Source organism: Streptomyces sp. NPDC047315, assembly GCF_040643215.1.
In the GTDB taxonomy this organism is placed as follows: domain Bacteria; phylum Actinomycetota; class Actinomycetes; order Streptomycetales; family Streptomycetaceae; genus Streptomyces.
Genome location: NZ_JBEYTZ010000022.1, coordinates 60,458 through 79,677, shown reverse-complemented (window position 1 = coordinate 79,677; position 19,220 = coordinate 60,458). Strand labels below are relative to the sequence as shown.

The 19,220-nt window shown below is 72.2% G+C and carries 14 protein-coding genes; 10 read left to right on the top strand and 4 right to left on the bottom strand.

The features are described 5' to 3' along the window. Positions 1-51 precede the first annotated feature (51 nt). From ABZ842_RS24610 to ABZ842_RS24595, 4 genes are all read left to right on the top strand, one after another. On the top strand, positions 52-879 hold the full coding sequence (locus tag ABZ842_RS24610; RefSeq protein ID WP_361540485.1) for a helix-turn-helix transcriptional regulator: 828 nt from the start codon (positions 52-54) through the stop codon (positions 877-879). Then, positions 876-1,079, top strand: coding sequence for a DUF397 domain-containing protein (locus ABZ842_RS24605; protein WP_361540482.1), 204 nt, complete (start codon positions 876-878; stop codon positions 1,077-1,079). The genes ABZ842_RS24610 and ABZ842_RS24605 overlap by 4 nt, the downstream gene beginning before the upstream one ends. Before the next feature lie 332 nt (positions 1,080-1,411). Further along, entirely contained in the window at positions 1,412-2,536 is a 1,125-nt protein-coding gene (locus ABZ842_RS24600; RefSeq protein ID WP_361540480.1) for a methyltransferase domain-containing protein, read from the top strand. 57 nt (positions 2,537-2,593) lie between these two features. Then, the gene (locus ABZ842_RS24595; protein ID WP_361540477.1) at positions 2,594-3,178 is read left to right on the top strand and encodes a GNAT family N-acetyltransferase; all 585 of its coding nucleotides are present in this window, start codon (positions 2,594-2,596) and stop codon (positions 3,176-3,178) included. Here ABZ842_RS24595 and ABZ842_RS24590 read toward each other — a convergent pair. Then, positions 3,168-4,070, bottom strand: coding sequence for an NAD(P)H-binding protein (locus tag ABZ842_RS24590; RefSeq protein ID WP_361540474.1), 903 nt, complete (start codon positions 4,068-4,070; stop codon positions 3,168-3,170). The two genes, ABZ842_RS24595 and ABZ842_RS24590, sit on opposite strands and share 11 nt — an antisense overlap. Before the next feature lie 106 nt (positions 4,071-4,176). On the opposite strand from ABZ842_RS24590, the gene ABZ842_RS24585 reads away from it, so the two are divergent. Both ABZ842_RS24585 and ABZ842_RS24580 read left to right on the top strand, forming a co-directional pair. Further along, positions 4,177-5,121, top strand: coding sequence for an AraC family transcriptional regulator (locus ABZ842_RS24585; protein WP_361540472.1), 945 nt, complete (start codon positions 4,177-4,179; stop codon positions 5,119-5,121). Positions 5,122-5,375: 254 nt separating this feature from the next. Further along, complete coding sequence (locus ABZ842_RS24580; protein WP_361540469.1) at positions 5,376-6,782, top strand: esterase-like activity of phytase family protein; 1,407 nt, start codon at positions 5,376-5,378, stop codon at positions 6,780-6,782. Between the two features lie 38 nt (positions 6,783-6,820). On the opposite strand, the gene ABZ842_RS24575 is transcribed toward ABZ842_RS24580, so the two are convergent. After that, a complete protein-coding gene (locus ABZ842_RS24575; protein WP_361540466.1) occupies positions 6,821-7,744 on the bottom strand; it encodes a phosphotransferase in 924 nt (307 codons plus the stop codon). Positions 7,745-8,013: 269 nt separating this feature from the next. On the opposite strand from ABZ842_RS24575, the gene ABZ842_RS24570 reads away from it, so the two are divergent. Together ABZ842_RS24570 and ABZ842_RS24565 are read left to right on the top strand one after the other, a co-directional pair. Further along, positions 8,014-11,982 carry a SpaA isopeptide-forming pilin-related protein gene (locus tag ABZ842_RS24570; protein ID WP_361540463.1) on the top strand — a complete coding sequence of 1,323 codons (3,969 nt, stop codon included), beginning with the start codon at positions 8,014-8,016 and terminating at the stop codon, positions 11,980-11,982. A 186-nt stretch (positions 11,983-12,168) separates the two neighbouring features. Continuing rightward, entirely contained in the window at positions 12,169-12,930 is a 762-nt protein-coding gene (locus ABZ842_RS24565) for a L,D-transpeptidase (RefSeq protein ID WP_361540460.1), read from the top strand. Between the two features lie 108 nt (positions 12,931-13,038). Here ABZ842_RS24565 and ABZ842_RS24560 read toward each other — a convergent pair whose 3' ends face one another. Further along, on the bottom strand, positions 13,039-13,686 hold the full coding sequence (locus ABZ842_RS24560) for a TetR family transcriptional regulator (protein ID WP_361540457.1): 648 nt from the start codon (positions 13,684-13,686) through the stop codon (positions 13,039-13,041). A 482-nt stretch (positions 13,687-14,168) separates the two neighbouring features. On the opposite strand from ABZ842_RS24560, the gene ABZ842_RS24555 reads away from it, so the two are divergent. Next, positions 14,169-16,556 carry a PQQ-binding-like beta-propeller repeat protein gene (locus ABZ842_RS24555; protein ID WP_361540454.1) on the top strand — a complete coding sequence of 796 codons (2,388 nt, stop codon included), beginning with the start codon at positions 14,169-14,171 and terminating at the stop codon, positions 16,554-16,556. Between the two features lie 56 nt (positions 16,557-16,612). Continuing rightward, positions 16,613-17,740 carry a serine hydrolase domain-containing protein gene (locus ABZ842_RS24550; protein WP_361540451.1) on the top strand — a complete coding sequence of 376 codons (1,128 nt, stop codon included), beginning with the start codon at positions 16,613-16,615 and terminating at the stop codon, positions 17,738-17,740. A 6-nt stretch (positions 17,741-17,746) separates the two neighbouring features. Here ABZ842_RS24550 and ABZ842_RS24545 read toward each other — a convergent pair whose 3' ends face one another. Further along, positions 17,747-19,213, bottom strand: a complete 1,467-nt coding sequence (locus tag ABZ842_RS24545) for an alpha/beta fold hydrolase (RefSeq protein ID WP_361540448.1) — start codon at positions 19,211-19,213, stop codon at positions 17,747-17,749. Between the last annotated feature and the right edge of the window lie 7 nt (positions 19,214-19,220).

Genomic DNA, 19,220 nt, shown 5'->3' with positions numbered 1-19,220 from the left:
TGGCATGACCTTCAACTTACGGTAACTGTTTGGGGAGTTAGGTGAAGGACGTTGAACCGTAAAGAATTGCACCCTGAGGAGTCGCCGAAAGCGGCCTTTGGTCAGCGTTTACGCTTTCTGCGGGACGAGCAGGGTCTGACGCAGGACGAGTTGGCCGATCTGATGGGCTGCTCGGGGACGCACATCTCGGCCGTGGAAACTGGTCGGCGTGCTCCAACTCCACGGTTCGCACGGACCGCCGATCGCGTGTTCGGCACTGAAGGCAGGCTCGAACGCCAGTGCCTTGCTGTGCGGCAAACGGCTTGGCTGGAGGGTTTCCCGGAGTACGTCGAGCAAGAGAGGCGGGCCGCGGAGATCCGACTGTACGAAGTCGGTGTCGTACCGGGGCTGCTCCAGGTTCCGGAATACGCCACGGTCCTGGCGGAGAGCGACGTCAAACGCGGAGTTGCAACTCCGGAACAGGCTGGCGAGCAAGTAGCTCTCGTCGAGCGAAGGCAAGCCGCTCTCACTCGCACGCCGCTCCCCTCGATCTTCGTGGTGCTCGATGAGAGCTGTCTGCGTCGACCTATCGGTGGGCGCGAGGTCATGGAAGCGCAACTGACACGGTTGATCGAGTTCGCCGAGCAACCGAACACCGTGCTTCAGGTCGCCCCGTTCGAGATGGGCGCCCGCCGACCCCTCAGCCTGCCGCTCTACATTCTGACGCTGGGGGATCGGTCTCTGATGTCCTACGCCGAGTCCGCTCAGCGCGGGCGCCTCGTACGAGACAGCGCCGCCGTCGTGCCTCTGCTGACGTCCTACCATCAGCTACAAGCCGAAGCTCAGTCGCAGGCCGAGTCTGTGGCCACGATCAACAAGTTTCGAAAGGGCACCTTGTGACGTCCCAAACCCCCCGCTGGTTCACGTCCTCATACAGCGAACATGGCGGCGCTTGTGTGGAAGTTGCCGCCAATGTCGTCGCCTCGCGCGGCATCGTCCCGGTCCGTGATTCGAAGGACCCGTCCGGTCCGGCCCTGGACATAGCCGCGTCCGCGTTCGCGTCCTTCGTCGCCGGCGTCAAGGACGGCTCCCTTCGCTGAACCGCGCGTAGCGCACCCCGTAGCGCAACCCGCCCCGTCGCGCAGACCCACGCGCGGCGGGGCTCACTTGTGCCGCCGCGGCGAGCGGATGCGCGCGGGTTGTGCCACAACGCGCCGTGGGGGGCGGCTGGAAGAGGGCTGCCGGGGGGCGCGGGGGTGCGGGAGTCTACGGGGAGGGGAGGAACGGAGCGTACGGAGGTCGGAGCATGGGGAAGCACGGGGACGGCAAGGGCGGCGCGGACGGGGATCAGCAGCAGGCGCCGCGGGAGTCCGACGGGCAGTGGGAGCGGCCGATTCCGCCGGCGCAGCCCGACGAGGAGTGACGCGCTGACGTGACTTCGCCGCAGCGACTGGTCGAGATCCTGGTGAACAAGGACGCGGTGCCCGCGGAGTGGCGGGAGACGGTCGCCGCCGTGCCGCGGGAGTTGTTCCTGCCGGACACGTTCGAGGCCAGGGGGCGCGTCGTGTCCCGCAGCCGCGCGCCGGACCAGTGGCTGCGGTACGCGTACGGGGACCTGCCGCTCACCACGCAGTACAACGACGGCCGCGACACCCCGCAGGGCGGCTACCTGCTGCCGACGTCGTCGAGTTCGATGCCGTCGGTGATGTTGGAGATGCTGCGGCTGCTCCAGGCCGCGCCCGGACACCGGGTGCTCGAAGCCGGGGCCGGGACCGGGTACAACGCGGCCTGGCTGGCGCATCGGCTGGGGTCGGAGAACGTCGTCGCCGTGGACGTGGATGCCGCGCTCGTCCAACAAGCCGTGCGGAACTGCGCGTTGGCGGGGTACTGCCCGGCCATCGTCCGCGGCGACGCCGACCGCGGATGGCCGGCCAGCGCGCCGTACGACCGGCTGATCGCCACGTACACCGTGCCCCGCATCCCGTACGCGTGGATCGAGCAGGTGCCCGGCGGGCGGGTCGTCGCGCCGTGGGGCGGTAGCTTCTTCCACGCCAGTTACGCCGTGCTGGACGTGGACGACGGCGTGGGGCGCGGCCGGTTCCACGGGTACCCGGCGTTCATGCGGACCCGCAACGGGCGGCCCCACCGGGGCTATCTGTCTGACTTCGTGCACCACGCCGAACTCGCGGACGTCACGCGCACGACCTTCCACCCGCAGGACCTCCTGCGCAGCCCGGACGCGCTGTTCCACGTCGGGCTCGCGCTGCCGGACGCCTGGTACGCGCTGGTGGACGCCGACGACGGCAGCGGCGAGTCCACGCTGTGGATCCTCGCCGACGACCGCCTCTCCTGGGCCTCCGTCGACTACGTGCCGGGGCACGACGCGTACGCCGTCGAGCAGTACGGGCCGCGCCGGCTGTGGGAGACGGTCGAGACGGCGTACGGGGACTGGGCCGTCCGCGGACGGCCCGTGCGGGACCGCTACGGGATCACCGTCACCGCCGCCGGGCAGCGGATCTGGCTGGACGACGAGTCCAACGCCGTACCTACTCCCTGAGCGGTGCCACCGCAAATCGACTGGCGGAGCCGGCGGCCCGGCCGTGAGGATCGGCACATGTCCGTCTTCCTGGAGACCGCACGGCTCGCCCTGCGGCCGTTCACCACCGCCGACGCCGACCGCCTCATCGCTCTGCACGGCGATCCCGACGTCATGCGCTACATCAGCGGCGGCAAGCCGAGCAGCCCCGAGACGGTCCGCACGAGGACCCTGCCGCGCTTCCTCCACCACTACCCGTGCCTCGGCACCCGCGGGTACTGGGCCGTCGAGGAGAAGGCGACCGGCGCGTTCCTCGGCTGGTTCGAGTTCGCGCCCCTGGCCGACGACATCGGCGCCGTCGTCGAACTCGGCTACCGGCTGAACGCGTCCGCCTGGGGCAGCGGATACGCCACCGAGGGCGCCCGGGCCCTGGTCGACAAGGGCTTCACCGATCTGGGGGTCGACATGGTCACCGCGAACACCATGACGGTCAACACCCGCTCCCGGCGGGTGATGGAGAAGGCCGGACTGACCCTCCTGCGCACCTACACCGGGGAGTGGCCCGAGCCGATCGAGGGCTCCGAGCACGGCGAGGTCGAGTACGTGCTCGGCCGGTCGGACTGGGTCCGGCGGCGCACTGCCGGGGGCGGCATCAAGCCGTAGCGACGGAAGCTTCGGTAGCGCCGACGGCGCTGAAGTCCGTCGTCCGGACGTACTCCGAGAAGTCGCGCGGCTCGCGCCCCAGCGCCTGCCGCACGCCGTCCGTCACGCTCGCGCCGCCCTCGTCGCGGATGTGGTGGAGGATCGTCACCAGCAGGTCGGCGACCTCCTCGGGGTAGCCGGCCGCCGCCACGTCCGCGCGGTACTCCTCCTCGCTCACCGGCGTGAAGCGCAGGGTGCGGCCGGACGCCCCCGCGATCTCCGCGACCGCGTCGGCGAAGTTCAGCGAGCGCGCGCCGGACAAGGTGTACGTACGACCCGCGTGACCGTCCTCCGTCAGCGCGGCGACGGCCACGTCCACCAGGTCCTGGAGGACCACGAACGGCTCCCGGCCCGAGCCGGTCGGCAGCCGCAGCTCGCCGGTCTCCAGCAGCGGGGCGAAGAACTCCAGCTCGGTGAAGTTCTCCGCGAACCAGGTGGGGCGCAGGATCGTCCACCGCAGGCCCGACTCGCGGACCTCCCGCTCGGGGGCCAGGTGCGGATTGGTCGCGTCGATCTCGGGCCAGGACCGGGCGGAGAGCAGCACCAGCCGCTCCACGCCCAGCCGGGCGGCGAGCGCCGCGAAGTCCCTGACCTCCTCGCCCATGCCCGGGCCCTGGGAGTCCACGACGTACACGGAACGCACGCCGGTCAGGCCCGGCTCCCAGGTGGAGCGGTCGGCCCAGTCGAAGCGGACCTCGCCGGTGCGGGAGGCCGCGACGGTGGTGAAGCCGCGGCTGCGCAGCTCGGCGACGACCCGGCGGCCGGTCTTGCCGGTGCCGCCGAGCACCAGCACGGTCCCGAAGTCGGCGGGGGAGGAGTCACGGGAGGGGGTGGTGTGCGTCGTTGTCGTCATACGGATCAGTACAGCGGAGCCGTGCGGCACGGGCGATGGTTACTCCTCTCGCTTCGATGTCTGATCGTCTCGCCCGCCTGCCAGCCGCGGCCGTACGATCCGGGGCATGGAAGACGCGTTGTCGAGCCTGCTCCAAGACGTCCGGCCCCGGGGCGCCCTCTTCGACCAGTCCGTGGTCACGCCGCCCTGGTCGCTGCAGTTCCTCGAAGGGACGCCGCTGGCGCTGCTGACGATGCTCCGGGGAGACGGCTGGGTGGTGCGGGACGGGGTGGAGCCGGTGCCGCTGCGCCACGGCGACGTGGCGATCGTCGTCGGCCCCGCGCCGTACACCGTCGCCGACTCGCCGGACACCGCGCCGCGCGCGTTCGTCCGCGACGACCACCGGTGCACGACCCCCGAGGGCGCGCTGGTCCTCGGCGGCGACCTGCCGATGTGCCCGCTGGAGGCGGAGGAGGAAACCGGCGTCGTCCTGCTGAAGGGGACGTACCAACTGCACGGCAGCGTCTCGCAGAGGGTGCTGAGCGCGCTGCCGCCGATTGCCCGCGTGCCGCTGCCGCCCGAGGGGTGCCCGGCGCTCGACATGATCCAGCGGGAGGTCGGGCGGGACGTGCCCGGGCGCCAGGTGGTCCTGGACCGGCTGCTGGACCTGTTGCTCGTCTCGGCGATGCGGGACTGGTTCGAGCTGCCGCACGCGCACGCGCCCGCCTGGTACCGGGCGTATCAGGACCCGGTGGTCGGGCGGGCGCTCAAGCTGATCCACGGCGATCCGGCCCGCGCGTGGACGGTCGCGGGGCTCGCCGCCGAGGTCGGGCTGTCGCGGGCGCGGTTCGCCCGGCGGTTCTCGGACCTGGTGGGGCAGTCGCCGATGGCGTACCTGACGGACTGGCGCATCTGCTGGGCCGCGGACCTCCTCGCGGAGACCGACGAGACGGTGGCCGCGGTCTCCCGCAAGGTGGGGTACGCCAACGCGTACGCGCTGAGCGTGGCGTTCAAGCGGACCATGGGGCTCCGGCCGACCGAGCACCGGGCGTTGGCCCGCGCGGCGGGCTGACCACGTTCCCACGGATTCCGTGGCCTGTGCATTTCAGCCAGAATGGCGCGGGAAGGGTTTCGACGGGCTCGGTATTACGGGTGAAACCCGGGTGAACTTCTGATGGAACCGCTGGCGCGAGGGCGAGGTTCGGCCGTAAGGGCGGGAACTCCGTTCGCGGGTCGGGGGCGTGCGGCAGAGTCGGTGATCCACGCGGAGTCGACGGCCCCACCCGTCGGCCGACCGCCCGGCCCTGTCCCCCACCAGGAGGCCCGATGTCCCCCCGTCAGCAATCCCGTTCGCGCCTCGCGCGCCCCCTGCGCATCGCGCTCACCGTCGCCCTGCCCCTCGCCCTCGTCGGCGGCGTCGCCTTCACCGCGACCGCCACCGACGGCCGGCCCGACGCCCGGTCCGGCGGAGCCCGGCCCGGCGGCGACTCCCCGAAGCAGACGCAAGGACCCGTCGTCACCGGGTCCGCCGTACTGGACGAGATTCCGCTCGCCGAGTTCAGCAACGGCCTGATCCCCGGCTCCGTCGACGACGACCGCGGCGTACACCTCGGCGTCGGCAGCGACCTCTACCCGGCCGACCGGCCCGGCGAGTTCTGGGCGCTCACCGACCGCGGACCCAACGGCCTGATCACCGTGGACGGCAAGAAGCGCCGGACGTTCCCCGTACCCGGGTTCAACCCGGCGATCGTCCGGGTGAAGGTCGACGGCGAACGGGTCCGGGTGCTCGACGCCGTCCCCGTCACCACCCGGTCCGGCAAGCCCGTCACCGGCCTGCCGAACCAACTCGCCCGCGACGAGGCCCCGTTCACGTACGACGCGCGCACCGCGCTGGAGACGAACCCGAACGGGCTCGACACCGAGGGTCTGGTCCGGGCCGCCGACGGGACGTTCTGGCTGGTCGACGAGTACAGCCCGTCCCTCGTCCACGTCTCCGCGCGCGGCCGGGTGCTCACCCGCTACGTGCCCGAGGGCCTGAAGCTGCGGGGTGCCGACTACCCCGTGGTCGAGGCGCTGCCGTCGATCCTGCTGAACCGCAAGCAGAACCGCGGCTTCGAAGCGCTGACCGTACTGCCCGGCGGCGATCTGGTGATCGCGGTGCAGAGCCCGCTGCTGGTGCCCGACAAGGCCGCCGGCGAGGCGTCCCGCAACCTGCGGCTGCTGCGGTTCTCGCCCGACGAGGGCGAGGTGACGGGGGAGTACGCCTACCGCGTCGACCCCGTGAACGTCGTGGACCCGCAGGAGGCCGACCAGTCGGAGCTGAAGGTGTCCGCCCTGGTCGCGGTGGACGCGAACACCGTCCTGGTGCAGGAGCGCACCGACCGCACCGCCCGGCTGCACCGGGTGGAGCTGCCGCGCGGCGAGGGCATCCTCGACAGCCGCTGGGACGAGGCGGCGACCTCCCCCAGCTACGAGCAGACCCAGGACCTCGCCGGCGCCGGCGTCGACGTGCTGGAGAAGCGCCTCGTCGTCGACCTCGGCAAGGTCCCCGGAGTGCCGGGCAAGGTCGAGGGCGTGGCCCTGGTGGGCCGTGACACCCTCGCGCTGATCAACGACAACGACTTCGGGATGTCGGACGGCCCCGAGGCGTTCGACGAGAACGGCCGGCTGCGCGACAGCGGACTGAACACCAAGGTCACGCACGTCAAGCTGCCGACCGCGATCCGCCGCTGAGCACCGGGCCCCGGGCGGCAGCCGCCCGGGGCCCGTCCTCACAAGTCCAGCGGCGTGAGCTGCCAGGCGCGCCCGCGCTGGCTGCGCAGCAGCGGAATCGGGCTGTCGTCCTGCCCGTACAGCGCGTCCGCGAGGTTCAGCAGGGTGTCGCAGCGCGCCAGCCACAGCCCGCGCAGGCACACCTGCGGCCCGTACGAGGCGAGGGCCGCGGCGCGCACCGCGGCGGACGCGCCCACCGAGAGCGCGAGCCCGGCGATGTCCTCGGCCGGGTCGCCCAGCGCCGCGTCCGTCCAGTCCAGCACGCCGGTCAGCGCGCCGTCCTCGTCGACCAACAGGTGCTCGCCCTTGAGGTCGTTGTGGAGGAGCACGACGGACGGCTCCGGGGCGGGCGGGGTGTGCAGCCGGCGCTCGACGAGGGTGGGGTCGAACTCCCGGTCCGCGGCGAGCTGGCGGGCCGCGACCAGGGCCCGCGCCTTGAGCTCCGCGAGGTCGCGCCACGGCTCCGACGGCAGCCCGAGACCGCCGTCCCCCTCGTCGCCCCCTGCACCTCCCTCGATGTTCCCGGCGTCGTACGAACGCAAGCCCGCCAGCAGCCCCGACAGGTCCTGCTCGCCCGTCCCCGACACCGTGCGCCGCTCCGCGGAGAGCCCCGGCAGCAGGGTGTCCACGGTGTACGCGAGACCGGGCGCCCACTCCCCGGCCGCCAGGCTCCGCGGCACCGCCACCGGCAGGTGCTCGCGCAGCGCGTCCCGCAGTCGAAGCTCCCGCCGCTGGCGCAGCGAGGTGTCCTCGTCGACCGCCATGCGCAGCACCCGGTCCGTACCGATCGTCCAGGTGACGTGCTCGCTCCCCTCGGCGACGCGTTGGACGGGCACGGGTGTGGGAGCGGGGACCGCTGGCGGCGAGTCGAGGTCGAGCAGTCGTCGTACGGCGTCGGCGTCGAGGGCCGAGGGGTGGGGCATCGGGCGTCGTCCCTGTTCGAGTGCGTGGCTGAGCTGGCTGAGCTGCTGGCAAAAGCGGTCGGCGCGTCCGCGCGCGACTCTGCCTCGTGCCGGGCGATAGCGCCAGCGAATATCCGGCGCGTCCGACCACGTACCGACGCGCGGGTGATTATCAGAATCAGTGTTCGCCTTGTCCGGGAGTGTCGCTTCTATCCGTATGTGTCGGCTCGTCAGCCTTGGGCGGGGATCCGTAACGGGAGTCCCGAGACCTAACGAGAGAAGTCGATGTGATGAGAGCAGTTCTCACGCGGCTGCGACAACGTTCCTGGACCACGGGCCTGGCCTGTGCGGTCCTGGCGGCTGCCGCACCCGCGTTCGCCCTCGCACCGGGCATGGCGACGAACGCCGTAGCAGCGCCCGGCCAAGGAGTACGGGCCCTCACCGTGGCCGACTCCGGGCAGGACAAGGGCGAGAAGGAGGGGAGCAAGGAGAAGGGACAGCGAGCCGGCGGCAAGGGCGAGGGCGCCAAGAGCGCCAGCCGGGCCCCGCAGCTGCGCGCCCCGCTCCCCGGCGGTCTCGGCCCCTGTCTGCCGGGCGACTGCCCCGACCCCTACCCGCCGATCAACAACGGCCCCATCGCCGGCCGTGACAACAACATCAACATCTTCGCGGGTGGAAACTTCCTGGTCCGCGAGCGCGCGGCCGAAGCCGAAGGCAAGGTCGTCGTACTCGGGAACTTCGACCAGAACAAGTCCGCCGGCGGCAGCGCGGTCTACAACGTCGGCGTCGTCGGCGTCGGTTCGCGCGTGCCCCCGGACGACGGCACCGACTTCCTCACCACCGGCGGCAACGTCTCCGTCGCCGCCGGCCAGCGACTGCTCGCCGACGGCGGCAACGTCCGCCACGCGGGCACCGCGACCGGCACCATCGAGGGCACGGTCATCCAGGACCCCAACGCCGCGGCCCCCTACGCCGCGCTGCGTGACGAGTTGACCAGCGCCAGCCAGTGCTACGCGCGCACCGAGACCGGCGCCAACCGCCCGGCCACCGGCACCGCGGTCAACAGCGGCGGCCAGACCACCTTCACCGGTGACGGCACCTCCGCGCTCCAGGTCTTCAACGTCGACTTCGACATGCAGAGCGCCAGCGGCGGACAGCAGGGCCTGGTCTTCAACAACATCCCGGCGAACGCCACGATCCTGGTGAACGTGTTGGGCGCCAACCGCACCATCAACACCTACAGCGGCAGCCCCTTCGACACGGACCCGCTCAACCAGCTCCGCGAGCGGCTGCTGTGGAACTTCCCCGACGCCACCACCGTCGGCCTGCGCGGCACCGGCCAGTTCCAGGGCAGCGTGCTGATCGGCAACCAGGCGTCGACCGCCACGGTGACCCTGCCGGGCACCAACGGCCGCTTCTTCTCCACCGGCAACATCACGCACACCAGCGTGGTCGGCGGTGGCGGCGGCCAGGAGTTCCACGCGTACCCCTTCAACGGCGACCTGCCGGACTGCTCCGTGGTGGTCCCGACCGCCCCGGTGCGGGTCATCAAGGAGGACGCCACCACCGGCCTCCCGCTGGCCGGCGCGACCTTCCAGCTGTGGGAGGAGACCAACAGCGTCCCCGGCCTGCAGACCACGGGCGCCTCGCCCGACTCGAAGGTCGGCACCCCCTGCACCACGGGCGCGGACGGCACCTGCTCGCAGACCGTGGACCCGGGCACGTACTACTGGCAGGAGACGGCCGCACCGCCGGGCTACGACCTGCCGGCGAACCCGGTCTTCCCGATCGTGCTGACGGCCGAGGACATCCCGGACGGCGTCACGGTCACCGCGGACAACAGCCGCACTCCCGTCACCGGTGAGGTCTCCGTCGAGAAGACGGACTCGGAGACCGGCGAGCCCCTGGCCGGCGCGATCTTCGAGCTGTGGCACGAGACGAACGGCGTGACCGGTCTCCAGACCACCGGAGCCAACCCGGACACCCAGCTCCCGCCGGACTGCACCACGGACGTCGTCGGCGAGTGCGCCCGGATCGTCCCCGTCGGCACGTACTACTGGCGCGAGGTCTCGCCCCCGCCCGGGTACGACCTGCCCGCCGTCACGGTCTTCCCGCTCACCCTCACCGAGGAGAACGCGGCGATCGGCGTGAACGTCGACGTCACCAACACCCGCACCCCGGTCCCGCCCGGCGAGGGCCCGATCACGGTCGTCAAGGTGGACTCGGAGACGGGCGCACCGCTGGCCGGCGCCGAGTTCCAGCTGTGGCACGAGACCAACGGCATCGCCGGTCTCCAGACCACCGGAGCCAACCCCGACACCCAGCTCCCGCCGCCCTGCACCACGGGCACCGACGGGCAGTGCAGCCGTGACGTCGTCGCCGGTACGTACTACTGGCGCGAGATCACCCCGCCGCCCGGCTACGAGCTGCCGGCGAACCCGGTCTTCCCGCTCACCCTCACCGACGCCGACATCCCGGACGGGGTGTCGGTGACCGCGGAGAACGTCAAGGTGCCGGTGCCGCCGGCCCGCGGTGACGTGACGGTCGTCAAGGAGGACGCCATCTCGGGCGCCACGCTGCCCGGCGCCGTCTTCCAGCTGTGGGAGGAGACCAACGGCATCCCCGGTCTCCAGACCACCGGAGCGAACCCGGACACCACGGTCGGCACCCCCTGCACCACCGGCTCCAACGGCCGCTGCACCCGCACCGTCGAGGTCGGTCAGTACTACTGGCAGGAGACGGCGGCGCCGCCCGGGTACGACCTGCCGGCGAACCCGGTCTTCGGCCCGCTGGTGCTCACCGACGAGAACGCCGCCGAAGGCGTCACCGTCACCGCCGAGAACACCAGGACCCCGGTCATCACCGGGGACGTGACGGTGGTCAAGGAGGACTCGGAGACGGGCGCCCCGCTCGCGGGCGCGGTGTTCGAGCTGTGGGAGGAGACCAACGGCGTCCCCGGCCTCCAGATCTCCGGCGCCGACCCCGACACCCAGCTCCCGCCGCCCTGCACCACCGGGGCGAACGGCGAGTGCAGCCGCACCGTCGGGCTCGGCACGTACTACTGGCTGGAGACCGCGGCCCCCGACGGGTACGACCTGCCGGCGAACCCGGTCTTCGGCCCGCTGGTGCTGACCGCGCAGAACGCGGCCGAGGGCGTCACCGTCATCGCCGAGAACACCGAGACCCCGCCCGGCGAAGCGCCGATCACGGTCGTCAAGGTGGACTCGGAGACCGGTGACCCGCTGGCCGGAGCCGTCTTCCAGCTGTGGCACGAGACGAACGGCATCGCCGGTCTCCAGACCACCGGAGCCAACCCGGACACCCAGCTCCCGCCGCCCTGCACCACCGGGGTGAACGGCCGGTGCTCGCGCGACGTCGTCGCCGGTACGTACTACTGGCGCGAGACCTCCGCGCCCAGCGGCTACGACCTGCCGGCGAACCCGGTCTTCCCGATCGTCCTGACCGAGGCGGAGATCCCGGGCGGCGTGACCGTCACCGCGGAGAACGTCAAGACCCCCGTTCCGCCCGTCCGCGGCAACGTGACGGTGATCAAGAAGGACGCAGTCTCGGGCGCCACGCTCGCGGGCGCGGTGTTCCAGCTGTGGGAGGAGACCAACGGCATCCCCGGTCTCCAGACCACCGGTGCGAACCCCGACACCCGCGTGGGCACCCCCTGCACCACCGGCTCCAACGGCCGCTGCACCCGCACGGTCGAGCTCGGCCAGTACTACTGGCAGGAGACGGCGGCGCCGCCCGGGTACGACCTGCCGGCGAACCCGGTGTTCCCGATCACGCTGACCGAGGAGAACGCCCAGCAGGGCGCCACGGTCACCGCCCAGAACACCAAGACGCCGACCCCGCCCACCGGTGAGATCGACGTCCACAAGAAGGACGCCAAGAACGGCAAGCCGCTCGCCGGCGCCGTGTTCGAGCTGTGGGAGGAGACCAACGACGTGCCCGGTCTGCAGACCAGGCCGTCGAACGGCACCCGGGCGGACACCCGCATCGGCAACGGCTGCTCCACGGACGCGCAGGGCGACTGCACGTTCGACGAGCTCGCGCTCGGCACGTACTACGTGCTGGAGACGGCCGTGCCCGAGGGGTACGTCCTGCCGGAGGACCCGATCAGCGGTCCGTTCACCATCACCGCCGAGAACGCCGACGAGCCCGTTCGCGTCGAGATCGCCAACAAGCGCGGCGAGCCCGGCAAGGGCAAGGGCGAGAAGCACGGCGGGATCGTCCAGCAGCGCAAGGGCTGACGGTCCGCCGTGAGGCGAACCCCCTGACGGGGTGAAGACCCCCTGACGGGGTGAAAGGGGCGCGGGCGCGCCGGAGACGGCCGCCCGCGCCTCACCTTTTCGGCCCTCCGTGGCGGCGCGTTCCCACGCGCGCTGATACCTCTGGGATGGGGGTGATCCGGGGTACGCACGAGGACGGAGTGCCGCATGCGACGCAACACCACTGGAAAGACCACGGCGGGAACGGCAGGGGCGGACGGCATACGTCCCGCGCGGCGGTCCGCCGCCGCACCCGCCGCGCTCGCCGCGACGGCGCTCGCCGCAGCCCTCGCCGGCACGCTCGTCGCCGCACCGGGCGCCGCCGCGGCGCCCGATCCCTGCACGGCCGGCACGGGCCCGTACCAGCGGCCCATGGAGGAGTTCCTGAAGCGGCCGGTGGACGGCGTCCAGTCGGAGGCCGACTGCGTCGCCATCCGCGACTTCCAGACGCAGAACGACGTCGATCCGGCGAACGGGTACGCGAGCCTCGGCACGTACCGCGTCATGGTCGCCGTCCAGGCCCGGGCCAATCCGAACGCGGCCGGCAAGTGCCCCGTCAAGAACTACCGCGTGACCTGCGTGGACCTGGACCGGCAACTGCTGTGGGTGCAGAAGAAGAAGGACGTGGTCTTCGACCCGGTGCCGGTCCGCAGCGGACGGGACAGCCAGGAGACCCGGCTCGGCTGGCACTCGATCTACTGGCGCAGCCGCGACCACGTCTCGACGATCTACGACAACGCGCCCATGCCGTACGCCCAGTTCTTCGACGGGGGGCAGGCGCTGCACGGCAGGCTGGACGACCTCTACGACGGCGGAGGGTCGGCGGGCTGCATCAATCTGCGCCTCGCGGACGCGAAGGCGCTGTGGGACCTGCTGGGAATCGACGACGCGATCTACATATGGGGCGCGAAGCCGGGAACCTCGGACTGAGCGAGAGAGGGGGGGAGAGGGAGCGGGGAAGGTGGGAGGGGGGAAGGGGGGAGTTGGCAGGGCCTGGGGCCCGACGTACGGCGCGGGCGAGCGCGCCGGGGTCGGGCCCTACTTCAGCGGCTTCTTGCCCGTGATGCCGAGGTGGACCAACAGCGCGAGGTTCGGTCGCAGTTCGGCCTGCTTGACGCCCCAGGTGGTGAAGCCCTTCTGGTGCGAGGCGACGGCGGCGAGCATCGCGACCAGCGAACCGGAGACCGCGGCGGGGCTGACGTCCTTGTCCACCCGGCCCTTGGCCTGGAGTTCCTTGATGGCGTCCGTGAGGGAGTTGGTGACCGAGTTCAGGATCTTCATGCGGATCTTGTAGAAGCGCTTGTCGCCCTCGGCCGCGCCCAGGTCGACGACCCGCAAGATGGCGTCGTTGCGCCGCCAGAAGTCGAGGAACCCGTCCACCAGGTCCTCCGCCGTCTGCCACGCGGACTTGCCGACCCAGGAGCGACCGGATACCAGTTCGGTCAGACTCGCGCCTTCTTTGGCCATTTCCTCGGCGATTTCGAGAACTGCGCCCTCGACGTCGGGAAAGTACTGATAGAAGGTGGCGGGGGAGGTGCCCGCCTTCCGGGCCACGTCGATCACCTTGACGTCCCGGTACGGCGAGGAGCTGAGCATCTCGCTGAGGCAGTCGAGCAGCTTCTGCCGCGTCGCCTGGCCGCGTCGTCCGGCCACTCGGCCGTCGACAGTGCGTACTTGTCCTGTCATGCCGTCAGCTTACCGAGGGGTGATCGGCGCGCGATTCGGCCGACTGCAAATGGGGTGCACCGAGCGTTCCCGGCCACCCGGTGCGACGTCCTTCGTCCATTTCTGCGTCAAGGATCACGCCGCTTCGCGCCGTGCGCCCGCTCCCCGCCCGCCGTCGGCGCCGTCCGCACCGGCCGCTGCGCCCCCGTCCGCCCCTGCTGTGTTTTCCCTGGATGAATCTCCCTACTTCCGGACAATCAGCACACGGCGTGCGGTGTCAGGACGGGTCCCGAGTCGGCCCCGGAGCGCGCCTTTAGCGCCCCGATGTGCCCGTCGTGCCCGAAACAGGGCGAGACACCCCGATCCGCCCCCGGGTTCGCAACCGTCGCCCTGGACAGGAACAATCGGGGTGCGCGACCGCTGTGGGGCTCGGCGGTGAGACGCCGCACAGGGCTTGGATACGGGCCTGAAGGAGCCGGGGCCCGTACGGGGAGGTGGCAGGAATGGAACAGCTGACGCAGCACGACCCGAGACGGATCGGTCCGTTCGAGGTGCTGGGCCGGCTCGGCGCGGGCGGCATGGGGCTGGTGTACCTCGCCCGGTCCGCATCCGGCCGCCGCGTGGCGATCAAGACCGTGCGCACCGAACTCGCCGAGGACCAGCTCTTCCGCGTCCGCTTCACCCGCGAGGTGGAGGCGGCCCGGGCCGTCAGCGGCTTCTACACCGCCGCCGTGGTGGACGCCGACCCGCGCGCCGACGTGCCGTGGCTGGCCACCGCGTACGTCCCCGCGCCCTCGCTGGAAGAGATAGTGAACGAGTGCGGGCCGCTGCCCGCCCAGGCCGTGCGCTGGCTGGCCGCGGGCATCGCGGAGGCCCTGCAGTCCATCCACGGCGCCGGACTCGTCCACCGCGACCTGAAGCCGTCGAACGTCCTCGTCGTCGAGGACGGGCCGCGCGTGATCGACTTCGGCATCGCGTCCGGCGTCTCCAACACCCGGCTGACCATGACGAACGTCGCCGTGGGCACCCCCGCCTACATGTCGCCCGAGCAGGCCAGGGACTCCCGCAGCGTCACCGGCGCCAGCGACGTCTTCTCCCTCGGCTCCACCCTCGTCTTCGCCGCCACCGGCCACGCCCCCTTCCACGGCGCGAACCCGGTCGAGACCGTCTTCATGCTGCTGCGCGAGGGCCCCGACCTGGAGGGGCTGCCCGACGAGCTGCGGCCCCTGATCGAGTCCTGCATGGGCGGCGACGCCGCCCGCCGCCCCACCCCCGAAGACCTCCAGGCCCAGCTCGCACCGCACCTCTTCGCCTCGGGCGGCGACGACGGCGGCACCGCGTCCGCCTGGCTGCCCGCTTCGACGATGGCGATGATCGAGGCCCGCCGGGGCGGTGGCCGCCACCAGACGGCGCCGGTTCCGCCCGCGCCGTCCGCCCCGCCGGCCCCGCCCGCGCCCTGGAGGCCGCCGAACTCCTCGCCCGTACCGCCGCGGCGCGACCCGGAGTGGGCCCGGCACGGCGCGCACGACCCGCGTACCCACGGCGTCGCCCCCGCCGCCGCGGCGTCCGTGCAGCTTCCGGGCGTACGGGAGCCGATCGGCCCCGGGCTGCGGCTCTCCGACGCCCGCGGCCCGCTGTCCGCGTCGGCCGGGGCGACCGGCTGGATCCGGCCGCCCGTCGGGCCGAACGGCACCGCACCGCCTCCGCAGGCCCCGGCCGCCCCGCCGCCGCCCACCCGCCCGCCGGCGGCGCCGGCGGCCCCCGCGCACTGGCGGCCCTGGCGGTTCCGGATGTCCAACGAGGTCTGGGGCACCCCCGTCGTCGAGGCCGGGCTGCTGTACGTCACCTCCTTCGAGGTCCACGCCCTCGACATCGGCACCGGCCGACGCCAGTTCAAGACCCGCGACGTGGCCTGGACGATGGCCGTGGACGGCGGCCGGATCCACGCCTCCGACGGCCCCACCCTCTACGCCCTGGACGCCGCCGACGGCCAGGAGCGCTGGCGCGTCGGCACCGACGCCTGGGTGTACTCCCTCAAGACCGACCGCGGCACCGTGCTGACCGGCACCCGCGGCGGCGGCGTCCAGGCGTGGGAGGCGTCCAACGGTGAGAAGCTGTGGGAGCTGACCGGCGCCCAGACCGACTTCGAGACCCCGGAAGCCGGCCCCGTCATCAGCGGCGACACGGTGTACGTGTGGAAGGACGCCCGGCTGCGCGCCCTGGAGGCCCGCACCGGCGTGGAGCGCTGGTCGTACCCCGTCGGGGACGCCGCGTCCTGCGGCGGCGTCCCCGTCCGCGTCCACCCCGCCGGCGACGGCTTCGCGTACGTCAGCGCCGGCACCCGAGTCCTCGCCGTCGACATCGCGAACGGCCGGGTCCGCTGGCACTTCGAGGCCCCCGCGGTCTTCCTGTCGCCGCCCGCCTACGTCCCCGGGCCCGCCGTCACCGGCGGCGGGGTGTACCTCGCCGACTACCTCGGCACCGTGTACGCGCTGGACGCCACCACCGGCAAGGACCGCTGGCGGATCGCCACCGAGTCCCGCCAGTCCGTCGAGCCGGTGCTGGTCACCGCGGGCCACGTGCACGTGGGCAGCGGCTCCGCGCTCTACACCCTCGACGCGGTCACCGGCACCCCGCTGTGGCGGTTCGCCGCCGGCGGCGAGGTCATCGGCGCACCCGTCGTCGCCGACGGCCGGGTCCACTTCGGCTCCGCGGACCACGTCCTCTACACCCTGGACGCCGGCGGCGGCCAACTGCGCTGGAAGCTCGCCACCGGCGGCGAGATCACCGGCTCCCCGCTGGTGCGCGGGGGAGTGGTGTACGCGTGCAGCAAGGACCGCTGCGTGTACGCGCTGGACGCGGTGAAGGGCACGGCGACGGGACGACGATGAGTTCGGCGCCCTGACGGGGTCAGCCTTCCGGATTCCAGCAGAGAGAGGAAGGCAGCATGGCGAGCTTGGACAGCGTGTTGGCGCCGCACGTCGAGGCGGGAGCGCTGCCGGGGGCGGTGGCGCTGGTGGCCCGCGGCGACGACGTCGAGGTCGCGGCGGTGGGCCGGACGGCCTTCGACGGCCCGCCGATGGAACGGCGCTCGCTCTTCCGCGTCGCCTCCCTGACGAAACCGATCACCGCGGCGGCGCTGCTGCTCCTCGTGGAGGACGGTCGCGTCGGACTGCACGACCCGGTCGGCGAGTGGCTGCCGGAGCTGGCCGCGCCGAGCGTGGTCCGTACGCCCGAAAGCCCCCTCGACGACGTCGTCCCGGCCGCCCGCCCCATCACCGTCTTCGACCTGCTCACCGCCCGCGCCGGCCACGGCTACCCCGCGGACTTCTCGCTCCCCGCGGTCCAGGCGCTCTTCATCGGACTGCGCCAACGGCCCCCGGAGCCCTCCGACGTCACTCCCGACGAGTGGCTGGCGGACCTGGCCCGGATCCCGATGCTGGCCCACCCCGGCGAGCGCTGGCTCTACAACACCACGTCGGACGTCCAGGGCGTACTGATCGCCCGCCTCGCCGGCCGCCCGCTGCCGGAGTTCCTGGCGGAGCGGCTGTTCGCCCCGCTGGGCATGGTGGACACGGCGTTCAGCGCGCGCCCGGCGGACCTGGACCGCTTCACCACCCTCTACCGCCCGACCGAGTCAGGCCCGCCGGAGTTGTGGGACCCTCCGACGGGCCTGTGGAGCCACGAGCCCGGCTTCCCCTCCGGCGCCGGCGGCCTGCTCTCCACCGCCGACGACCTGCACGCCTTCGCCCGCATGCTGCTCACCGCCGGCGCGGGCGTCCTCACCCCCGAGTCCGTCCGCCTGATGACGACGGACCACCTGACGCCGGAGCAGCGCGCGGCCGGCGAGCTGTTCCTGGAGGGCCAGGGCTGGGGCTGCGGCGGCTCGGTGGACGTCGAGCCCCGCGACCCGTGGAACGTCCCGGGCCGCTACGGCTGGATCGGCGGCACGGGCACGTCCGCGCACGTGATCCCCTCGACGTCCACCACGACGATCCTCCTCACTCAGGTGGGCCTGGAGGGCCCGACGCCGCCCCGTGTGCTCCGTGACTTCTGGGCGTGGGCGGCGACGTGAGCCGTGTCAGGGCTGTTGGATGCCTTCACAGGTGCCCTCGGCCTTCTGCCCGGTGCGGAAGAAGGCGACGGCCTTCTGGGCGCAGGGCAATGAGGGCAGGGAGCCGTGGACGTTGTCCAGCACGGTGAGCAGGGTGCCACCGGTGGCGTCCCTGGCCCGTTCGGCCCATACGTGGGGAGTGACGGCCTCGTAGAGGTGGCCGGACAGTTGGAGCGCGCTGTTGCCGCGTACGGGCTTGGCGTCCGGCGCGTTCAGCGGCCACTTCGCGCACCAGGCGCTGAAATACCTTCCTCCCATCAAGGGGTCAGCCGCACGGCGGGCCTCCCGGGCCGCCCAGGTGTCCCCGAAACGGCGGCTCGCGGGATCGGAGGCGTTGCAGAGCATGGCGTTGTACTGGATGGCGTTCATGCCGCTGCGCGGGTTGCCCAGCCCGAAGGTGCCGACCGGTGTCCGTGCGGCCTTGGCTGCCTGGGGTGTCGGGGGTGTCGGCGGCGTACCCCCGTTGCGCACCGCGACCAGGTTCCGGGCCGCCTCGCCCCACTCCTCCCGGGGGCGGATGACCTGGTCGCCGACCCAGTCCCCGCCCAAGCGCACCCCGCCGCTGACGCGCGGCTTCCTCTCCAACTCGCTGCGGAGATCGCCCAGCCGTCGAGCGACCGTGGACTCGTCGGTGCCCAGGCCGTACTCGGCGTCGCGCTGGGCCAACCAGGCGAGCATCGGCGTGCCGCTCTTCTTGCCCACCGCCTCTATCTCGCCGTCCAGCGTGGGCCAGTGGCGGCCCGTCGGAGGCATCACCGAGTCCAGCCACATGCGTTCCGTGCGGCGGTCGAACAGGGAACGGTAGGCCATTCCGATGGCGGTGCCGAAGGAGGTCCCGTAGTAGCTGATCTTCTCCGTGCCGAGCGCGGCCCGGAGCCGGTCGATGTCGCGGGCGGCGTTCTCCGGAGTGAGCTGGCGCACGAACTCCGGGTCGACGGCCGCGCAGCGGTTGTTGAACTCCGCCTCGTTGTCGAACTCGGCCTTCCTGACGCTCTTCTCCGTCGCCGTCGGCGGCGGTTCGGCCGCCGGTTCGTAGGCGCAGGCGATGTGCTCGCTGTATCCGGTTCCCCGGATGTCCAGTCCGATGAAGTCGCGCTCGGAGTTGAGCGCGGCGAGTCCGCGTCGCGTCAGCGTGTGCGAGTCAGCGATGTTGAAGAGCCCCGGTCCGCCCAGGTTGACCACGATCGGTGCGGCGCCCGCCTTCGGGCGGGTGGCCTTGACGCGGCTCACCGCGATCGTGATCTTCCGGCCGTCGGGCTTCGCGTAGTCCATCGGTACGGACAGCTCGGCGCACTCGCTACGGGTGTCGTTCGGAACCGGCCAGTTCACCGCCGCGGTCGAGCAGAGCTGCCAGCGGAGTTCCGTCGCGGCGGTACGCCCGCTGTCCTGCGCGGCGGCGAGGCCGGTGCTCGCCTGTACCCCGGCCAGCGCCATGGCGGAA

Bases quoted from the DNA above. Each gene is read 5' to 3' on its own strand.
- ABZ842_RS24595 (WP_361540477.1), top strand. From the start codon at position 2,594: ATGTCCGTCTTCCTGGAGACCGCACGGCTCGCCCTGCGGCCGTTCACC.
- ABZ842_RS24590 (WP_361540474.1), bottom strand. From the start codon at position 4,070: ATGACGACAACGACGCACACCACCCCCTCCCGTGACTCCTCCCCCGCC.
- ABZ842_RS24585 (WP_361540472.1), top strand. From the start codon at position 4,177: ATGGAAGACGCGTTGTCGAGCCTGCTCCAAGACGTCCGGCCCCGGGGC.
- ABZ842_RS24580 (WP_361540469.1), top strand. From the start codon at position 5,376: ATGTCCCCCCGTCAGCAATCCCGTTCGCGCCTCGCGCGCCCCCTGCGC.
- ABZ842_RS24575 (WP_361540466.1), bottom strand. From the start codon at position 7,744: ATGCCCCACCCCTCGGCCCTCGACGCCGACGCCGTACGACGACTGCTC.
- ABZ842_RS24570 (WP_361540463.1), top strand. From the start codon at position 8,014: ATGAGAGCAGTTCTCACGCGGCTGCGACAACGTTCCTGGACCACGGGC.
- ABZ842_RS24565 (WP_361540460.1), top strand. From the start codon at position 12,169: ATGCGACGCAACACCACTGGAAAGACCACGGCGGGAACGGCAGGGGCG.
- ABZ842_RS24560 (WP_361540457.1), bottom strand. From the start codon at position 13,686: ATGACAGGACAAGTACGCACTGTCGACGGCCGAGTGGCCGGACGACGC.
- ABZ842_RS24555 (WP_361540454.1), top strand. From the start codon at position 14,169: ATGGAACAGCTGACGCAGCACGACCCGAGACGGATCGGTCCGTTCGAG.
- ABZ842_RS24550 (WP_361540451.1), top strand. From the start codon at position 16,613: ATGGCGAGCTTGGACAGCGTGTTGGCGCCGCACGTCGAGGCGGGAGCG.
- ABZ842_RS24545 (WP_361540448.1), bottom strand. From the start codon at position 19,213: ATGGCGCTGGCCGGGGTACAGGCGAGCACCGGCCTCGCCGCCGCGCAG.